This is a genomic window from Kitasatospora sp. NPDC056731, assembly GCF_040687675.1.
Classification (GTDB): Bacteria; Actinomycetota; Actinomycetes; order Streptomycetales; family Streptomycetaceae; genus Kitasatospora.
In genome coordinates this window covers 104,151-111,932 of record NZ_JBFBNR010000028.1, presented here as the reverse complement: position 1 = coordinate 111,932, position 7,782 = coordinate 104,151, and the positions used below count along the sequence as shown (strand labels likewise).

Sequence of the window (7,782 nt, the reverse complement as noted above, 5' to 3'; positions counted from 1 at the left end):
CGGCGTTGGGGCACGCACCTCGCCGCGTTGTCGTCAGTCGCCGATGCTCCGCATGGACTCCCTCCTCCGCCTTGCGATGCACGCACCCCAACGCCGCCACGCCCGCCCTCCGGGCGGACGACGGGAGTTTGAAGACACGCCCTAGACGGCTTCCTCACCGGAACCGGACTCTCCCTCGACCTACCACCCTGAAAAGCCGAAGTCAGTACTGGGTGGGGTAGTTGACGTCAGCACCGGCGTGCATCTGGCCTCCGGTGTGTCGACTCGTGGACCTTCGACGGGGCGACGGGGCGCTGGGATGCCCCGGCGTGGGTGCGCCGGGGCGTCCGGTCAGGCGTCGGTGCGGCTCGCCGCGGTCAGCGGGGCGTACAGCTCGGGGCGGCGGGTGCGCAGGAGGCCGAACTCCCGCCAGTCCCGGCACTGGTCGAGGTCGAGGTCGGCGACCAGGACGGCGGGCCGGTCGCGCGGGGCGCGGAGCAGGATCCGGCCGTACGGGTCGGAGATGAACGACGAGCCGTAGAAGGTGGACCGGCCCTCCGTCCCGATCCGGTTGGGCACGATCATGAACAGCGCGTTGGCGAGGCCGTTGGCGCTGATGGCGTGCTCCCACATGGGCCGGGTGTCGAAGTCCGGGAGGTCCACCTCGGAGCCGATGGCGGTGGGGTGGACGAGGACCTCGGCGCCGCCGAGCGCGTAGGCGCGGGCGAGTTCGGGGAACCACTCGTCCCAGCAGGTGGGGAAGCCGAAGGCGGCGCCCTGGTGGGCCACGACGGGGAACCCGCTGTCGCCGGGGCGGAAGCACAGGTCCTCGCGGTAGCCGGGGAAGGCCGGGATGTGGTTCTTCCGCGTCCGGGCGACGAGGGTGCCGTCGCAGTCCACGCAGATGGCCGTGTTGTAGCCGAGGCCGCCGTCCTCGGCGCGCTCGTACAGGGAGGCGTGGACGCTGATGCCCAGTTCCGCGGCGAGTTCGGCGGCGAGGCTGGCGGTGGGCCCCGTCTCGACGTCCTCCAGGTAGCGGGCGGCGTCCTCCGCCATCGGGTCGTCGGTGTTGCAGAAGTAGGGGCTGCGGGTCAGCTCGGGCAGGCACACCATCGTCGCGCCCTGCGCGGCGGCGAGTGCCACGCCCTCGCGCAGCCGGTCGTCGTGCTCGGCCGGGTCGGCGTACCAGCGCATCTGCACGAGCCCGACGCGCAGCGGTGCGCGTTCGGCCGGCTTGGTGCGGCCGGGGGAGCCGAGCGGGGAGCCGAAGGACGTGAGGACGGCGTACGAGGTCATGGGTGTTCCTTCTGTTCTCTGGTGCTGGCGCGACCCTGCGGCATAACTGAAAGTTCAGTCAGCTTTGCTGGCGTGATGAAGAATGTAGCCATGCCGGAACGTTCCGGCAAGGGGTGGGGGCCCGCTAAAGAACGACACGTGCCGCCGGCGGGCGGGGTGGGCCTTGCCCCGGCACCGCCGGCGGGCGGTCAGGCTCCGGCGGAGACGGCTTCGGGCGCCGCAACGGCCTTCGCGGTGAGGGTGCGGCTGTAGCGGCGCAGGAGGAGGGCGGCGGTGGTGGCGAGGCCGATGAGCAGCCCGAACCAGAGGCCGCGGATGTCGCCACCGAGGGGGTAGGCGAGGAGCCAGGCGGAGGGCAGGCCGACGGCCCAGTAGCCGATGAGGGTGATGCGGAAGCCGCTCCTGGTGTCGTCGAGGCCGCGTAGCAGTCCGACGCCGATGTTCTGGGCGCAGTCGAAGAACTGCAGGACGGCGACCATGACGAGGAGGCTGGTCGCGATGGTCAGGCCCTGCTGGTCGGCGGGCGCGTCCGGGTCGAAGTAGGGGCGCAGGACGAGGTCCGGGACGGTGAGGTAGACGATGCCGACGAGGGTGGTGACGGCGGCGCCGCAGGCGAGTGCGGTGTTCTTGATCCGGCGGGCGGCCGCGTGCTCGCCGAGGGCGAGTTCGCGGCTGACGTTGATGGAGGCCGCGTGGGAGAGGCCGACGGCGACCTGGAAGACGATGTAGACGAGCTGGTTGACCGCGGTGTGGGCGGCGAGCGCCGCCGGGCCGAAGCTGCCGGCGAGCAGGGCGGTGACGGAGAAGAACCCGGCCTCGGAGCCGTAGGTGGCCGCGATGGGGGTGCCCAGGCCGAGCAGGCGGCGGACGGTTTCCGGATCGGCGCGCCAGAAGTCGAGGCTGAGCAGGGGGGCGAGGTGCGGGTCGCGGCGGGCGGAGGCGTAGAGGGCGAGGAAGGAGAGCAGGTAGACGCTGCTGGTGGCGACGCCGATGCCGGTGAGGCCGAGCCGGGGCAGGCCCCAGGTGCCGTGGATGAAGGCCCAGTTGAGGGCGGCGTTGACGGCGACGGAGGCGAGGGTGATCTGCAGCAGGGCCTGGGGGCGGCGCATGCCGACGGTGAACTGGCGGACGGCCTGGAACCAGAGGCAGGGCACGAGGCCGGGGGCGAGGGCGGCGAGCATGCCCTGGGCGCGGTGGGCGACGGTGGCGTCCTGGCCGAGCCAGCTGGCGGCCTGGCCGATGAGGACCATCAGGACGGCGCCGGCCAGGCCGGCGAGGGTGGCGACGGCCATCGCGGCCCGCACCAGGCCCCGGACCTCGTGGTCGGCGCCGGTGGCCGGTTCGCTGGCGGCTCCGGCCTCCTTGGCTCCGGTCTCCTCGGCGTCGCGCTCGGCGCGGGCCGCTGCCGCTGCCACCTGGTTGCCGACGGAGGTGACCAGCCCGACGCCCATGGTGCGGAGCTGGTTGAAGATCACCAGGGCGAGGCCGCCGGCGGCCAGCGCCTCGGTGCCCAGGACGCCCATCATGATCGTGTCGGTGGTGGTGAGGGCGACCTGGGCGAGCTGGGTGAGGGCGAGCGGGACGGCGAGGGCGGTGAGGGCGCGGCTGTCGCGCGCCAGGGTGGTCAGCTGCTGCATGGTGGGTGTCAGTCTCTCAATGTCACGTCTCTGGATGTCAGGGCCTGCGGAGTTTGGCGAGGGACTCGTCGATCTCGGCCTCGACGGCCTCGTCGATGAGGTTGCGGGCGGTCATCCAGTCGTCGTTGAAGACGGTATCCATGTACTTCTCGCCGCCGTCGTTGATGAACGCGACCATGACGGCGTCCGGCGGAAGGGCCGTCAGGCGGGCCAGGGCGTCGTGGACGACGCCGCCGGCGGAGCCGCCGATGAGCAGGCCGGTGCGGCGGGCGACGACGCGGGCGGTGGCGAAGGCCTCGATGTCGCCGACCTTGACGCCCTCGTCGATGAGGTCGTAGTCGACGAGCAGGCCGATGGTGGCGCCTTCGGGGGTGCCGGTGCCGGACTGGTAGTAGTCGTGGGCGGGCGGGCCGAAGGCGATGGAGCCCTTCGGCTCGACACCGACGACCGAGACACCGGGCACGTGCTTCTTGAGCTCGCGGGCGGTGCCGCACAGGCCGCCGCCGGTGCCGACCGCGCCGATCAGCACGTCGACCCGGTTGTCGAGGGCCTGGGCGATCTCCCGGCCGACCGCGAAGTAACCCACCGCGTTGCTGGGGTTGTTGTGCTGCTCGGTGAAGAACGTGTTGTCCTTGCCGCGGGCCATCTCCTCGGCCAGTTCCTCGCGGGCGGCGGTGTGGAGCTCCTCGCCGTCGGTGTCGGCGTCGACGTACACGAGCTCGGTGCCCATCGCCTTCATGCCGCGCAGCTTGTCGGCGGCGGCGTGGTTGTCGACGACGGCGGTGAAGCGGTGGCCGCGCTCGGCGGCGACGACGGCCAGCCCGAGGCCGGTGTTGCCGGAGGTGGACTCGATGATGTGGCCGCCCTCGCGCAGCAGGCCGCGCTCCTCGGCGTCGAGGACCATCTGCCGGGCCATGCGGATCTTGGCGCTGCCGGTGGGGTTGAACATCTCCAGCTTCAGCAGGAGGCGGGCGCCGTTGTCGGCGCGGGCGAGCTCGAACAGCGGGGTGTAGCCGATGAGATCGGTCATCCGGGTGACCACGGGGGGGCGGTGGAGGGCGTCGGTCATGGCGAGGGGCGCTTTCTCGGGAGCGGTGCGGTGTCGGGTCACAGGGCCGGGCGGCGGTCGAGACGCCAGCGCAGCCGGCCGTTCTCGTGGTGGATGACGACCTTGGCCGGCAGGGGGAGGTCGTGGAAGGGGGACTCGTTCGAGTCCATCTGGTAGCCGGCGGTGTTGGGGTAGACGAGCAGGTCGCCGACCCGGGGGCGGCGGGGGAAGGCGATCTTGCGCCAGGTGAGCAGGTCGGAGTCGAGGCAGCTGGCCCCGCCCACGCACGCCCGGTACTCCGCGGCGTCCTGGTCGGGGTGCGGGGTGAGGAGCAGGGGGTCGGGCAGGTACTCGCTGTTGAACCACTGCTCGGACAGGCTCAGGCTGCTGCCGTCGACGGTGACGATCCCGTACCCGGGGCGGTCCTTGACGCCCTGGACGGCGAACACCGAGGAGCCGGCCCCGGCCAGCAGGGCGCGTCCGGGTTCCAGCAGCAGCATCACGCCCGCCTCCCGCAGCCGCCCGGCCAGCGGCTCACCCGTGCCGTGGGGGCGGGCGGCGAGGATGGCCCGCAGGGCATCGGCCCCGGCGACGGGCGAGTGGTAGGGGTAGAAGTCGCTCGTGCTGAAGGACTTGCGGGCGTGGTAGTCGTCGGGGCCCTGTTCGGCGAGGAAGGTGTGCCAGGCCTCGGCGGGCACGTAGTCGACGGCGAAGCCGCCGCCGATGCTGATCCGGTCGGCCTGCAGCCCCAGGAGCCGTGCCTTGAGGCAGAGTTCGACGAGTTCTCCGGCGAGGTCGGTGCGGGGCTGCACGTCGTAGCCGGACAGGTGGAAGCTGAAGCCCTCCATCCGGACCCGCTCCTTCGCCGCGGCGCAGCGCAGCAGCGCGGTGTCGAGCTGGTCGTCGGTGAGGCCGAAGCGGCTCCCGGTGTGGGTGGGCGGGAAGCGGCGCAGCAGGATGCGGACGGGGCGGGGGACGTCCAGGTGCAGGATGCGGCTCAGTTCGTCGAGGGAGTCGACGGCTATCAGCGCGCCTTGGAGGGCCGCGACGCGCAGCAGCGGCTCGGCTTTGGCGGGGCCGGTGACGACGAGGTCCTCGCCGCGCACACCGTGGCCGAGGGCTTCGCGCAGCTCGCCGTGGCTGGCGACGTCCACGCCGGCTCCCGCGTGGGCGCAGCGTTCGACGAACGCGGCGGCCTTGTTGGCCTTCTTCGCGAAGTACACCGTGCCCTCCACCCCCGCTTCGTCGAGCGCGGTCCGGAAGGCTGCGAGGTTGGCGTCGAAGCGTTCGGGCAGCACGAAGTGGAACGGTCCGCCGAAGGCGTGGGAGAGGTCGTGCAGGAGGTCTCCGGCCGCGAGCCCGTCGTGGAGGGGATCGGGGTGGGCGGGAAGGGTCAGCGCCACAGCGCGACCTCGGTGCCGAGGTTCTGGTCGGCGGCGAGCTGGGCGAAGCGGTGGCCCAGCGCGATGTCGGTGACGACCAGGCCGCTGTTGTAGGCGAAGATCCGCTGGCCGGGTGCGGTACGGGCCTGGGAGGCGCCGGAGATGGCGGTGGGCAGCTCCAGGTCGACGGCGGGCAGGTTGCCGTCGGCGTCGGCCATGTCGGTGCCGGTGACGCGCATCTGGGCCTCGCTGGTGGCGATCACGCGGTCGGCTCGGTGCAGCGTGGACGGGGCGAGGCCGTGGCCGACGAGGATCGCGGTCGCGCCGGGCTTCAGCCAGTCGGCCTCGACGGCGGCGGAGGTGTGAGCGCCGGCGGTGGCGACGATGACGTCCGCGTCGTGCGCGGCGCGCTCGAGGTCGGTGACCAACTCCAGCTCGCGGCCGGGGAAGTGGCGTTCCAGCTCCTGGCGGACGGAGGCTATGCCGTCGGGGTGGGTGCCGGCCAGCAGCAGCCGCTCCAGCTTCGGCAGGGTGGTGAGCAGGAACGGCAGCGCGAGGCGGCCCTGCGTGCCCGTGCCGATCACCAGCGCCGTGGAGGCGTCGGGGGAGGCGCACTCGCGGGCCAGCAGGGCGGAGACGGCCGGGGTGCGAAGTGAGCCGATGCGCGAGCAGTCCATCATGGCGACCGGTAGGCCGGTGACGTCGTCGTAGACGGTCAGCGTCGTGTAGTAGTGCTGCTCCTCGCGGCCCTTGTCGAGGCCGTGCTTGTACGAGGTCTTGATGGCGACGACGTTGCGCGCCCCGTCGCGGCCGAGCATGGCGTAGGAGACGGAGTGTCCGTCGGCGGGCTTGACGGTGAGTTTGCGCGGGTTGTCGGACTGGCCCGCGGCCAGGGTGCGGTAGGCCTGTTCGACGGTGTCGACGACGTCGGTCAGGGTGATGTCCAGGCCGGCGAGGTCGCTGGTGGAGAGTACGCGCAGGGTGGTGTCGTCCCGGTCCACGGGGGTGCCCTTTCGGATGGGTGAGGCGGCATCTGGAAGGCGGTAAGGCGGTAAGTCGGTATGGCAGGAGAGCAGGAGGGCAGGTCAGGCGGTGAGCGCGGCCTGGCCGTAGCCGTGTTCGTCGTGTTCGGCGACCGGGCGGGTGGGTCGGCCCTCGACGCGCACGGAGGCGCGCTTGAGCCAGCGGTCGGTGCCGTCGTAGCGCGCCCGGAAGGGGACGCGGCCGTGGACGACGATGTCGTTGTCGACGACCAGCACGTCGCCCGGCTCCAGGCTCACCGCCACCGAGACGCGGGCGAGTTCGTCCTCCAGGCGGCGGTAGGCCGCGCGCCAGGTCTCGTCGGCGTCCTCGACCGGCGTGTAGGCGGGGTCGAAGCGCATGGTCAGGCCCTCGGGCGCCGAGAAGAGGGTGGGCACCGGTGCGGGTCGGCCGGCGAACTGCCGGGCCTGCTCGTAGGCGTCGTCGGGCAGGATCGGCACGATCGGACGCTCGAGCTGGGCGACGTCCTCGTCGGCGAGGTCGGTGAGGCGGATGCTGGCCGCGGTGGTGGCGATGTTGTCGTGGTTGCGCATGCAGCACAGCAGGAGCAGGTGGGCGCGGCCGGGGTGGAAGGCGTCCTCGGTGTGCGGGGTGAGCAGGACGGAGCTGGAGGCGCCGGTCTGCTCGCTCTCGTGGCCGGGCGAGGGGACGATGTTGTGCACGAACCGGCCTTCCTGCTGGCCGTCCCAGGCGATCGGGGTCCCCATCAGGGTGGAGACGAGCAGCAGCACGACGTCCCACAGCGCGCCCGCGTCCCCGACGGTCGACCAGTGGCCGGGTGTCGGGCCCAGCTCCGTGTCGTCCGGGTGCAGTCCGCGCAGCACGAACAGGCCGTCGGCGGTGTCCACGGGCCGCAGCGCGTGCCGGAGTTCGTGGCTGAGCTGGGCGCACATCGCGGGCAGGTCGGCCAGCAGGCGGGGACTGGTCGCGGAGCCGTGGAAGTCCAGCAGCTTGGCGGCGGTGGCGGTCAGTTCCGCGGTGGCGGCGGTGTCGAGACGGCGTACCGGGGCAGGGCAGGTGGGCACGGCGGGGCCTTCCGTGGGCAGGGGTGGGGAGAGGCGTTGCGGGCACGCGGCATCACCGCGCCGGTGCGGGACGGCGGGCGGGAGCAGCGCGTGAGGCGTGGGGTCCGGGTCGGCTCGGACGGCCGGACGACAGGAAACGTAACAACGACTTCGAGGTAAGGCAAGCCTTACCCGATCAGATGTCTACATTTACGTAGTCTCAGTTCGAGGTGGCGGCGCACCTGCCGCGCGGGGGCAACTCCGCTGCTCGGATTGCTGTTTGCGGCAGGGGGGCGCACGCCCGGTGGGCCGGTGCGCTCCGTCGGGCGGCTTGCAACCCGTCTCAAACTTAGGGTAGGTAAACCTAAGCAAATCGAGCTCAACCCGAATCGAGG

General features: G+C 72.1%; 6 protein-coding genes. All 6 read right to left on the bottom strand.

Translation table 11 applies throughout. From position 1 onward, the window contains the following. Positions 1-330 precede the first annotated feature (330 nt). Entirely contained in the window at positions 331-1,275 is a 945-nt protein-coding gene (locus tag AB0R04_RS26460) for a nitrilase-related carbon-nitrogen hydrolase (RefSeq protein ID WP_363375404.1), read from the bottom strand. Between the two features lie 188 nt (positions 1,276-1,463). Beyond that, complete coding sequence (locus AB0R04_RS26455; protein ID WP_363375402.1) at positions 1,464-2,912, bottom strand: MATE family efflux transporter; 1,449 nt, start codon at positions 2,910-2,912, stop codon at positions 1,464-1,466. 37 nt (positions 2,913-2,949) lie between these two features. Beyond that, positions 2,950-3,981, bottom strand: coding sequence for a cysteine synthase family protein (locus tag AB0R04_RS26450; RefSeq protein WP_363375399.1), 1,032 nt, complete (start codon positions 3,979-3,981; stop codon positions 2,950-2,952). 38 nt (positions 3,982-4,019) lie between these two features. Next, a complete protein-coding gene (locus tag AB0R04_RS26445) occupies positions 4,020-5,363 on the bottom strand; it encodes a Y4yA family PLP-dependent enzyme (RefSeq protein WP_363375396.1) in 1,344 nt (447 codons plus the stop codon). Continuing rightward, positions 5,354-6,343, bottom strand: coding sequence for an ornithine cyclodeaminase family protein (locus AB0R04_RS26440; RefSeq protein ID WP_363375393.1), 990 nt, complete (start codon positions 6,341-6,343; stop codon positions 5,354-5,356). The genes AB0R04_RS26445 and AB0R04_RS26440 overlap by 10 nt, the downstream gene beginning before the upstream one ends. Before the next feature lie 84 nt (positions 6,344-6,427). After that, positions 6,428-7,408, bottom strand: coding sequence for a TauD/TfdA family dioxygenase (locus AB0R04_RS26435; protein ID WP_363375391.1), 981 nt, complete (start codon positions 7,406-7,408; stop codon positions 6,428-6,430). Between the last annotated feature and the right edge of the window lie 374 nt (positions 7,409-7,782).

Excerpts from the sequence above, each read along its gene's own strand:
- AB0R04_RS26460 (WP_363375404.1), bottom strand. The coding sequence starts at position 1,275 with ATGACCTCGTACGCCGTCCTCACGTCCTTCGGCTCCCCGCTCGGCTCC.
- AB0R04_RS26455 (WP_363375402.1), bottom strand. The coding sequence starts at position 2,912 with ATGCAGCAGCTGACCACCCTGGCGCGCGACAGCCGCGCCCTCACCGCC.
- AB0R04_RS26450 (WP_363375399.1), bottom strand. The coding sequence starts at position 3,981 with ATGACCGACGCCCTCCACCGCCCCCCCGTGGTCACCCGGATGACCGAT.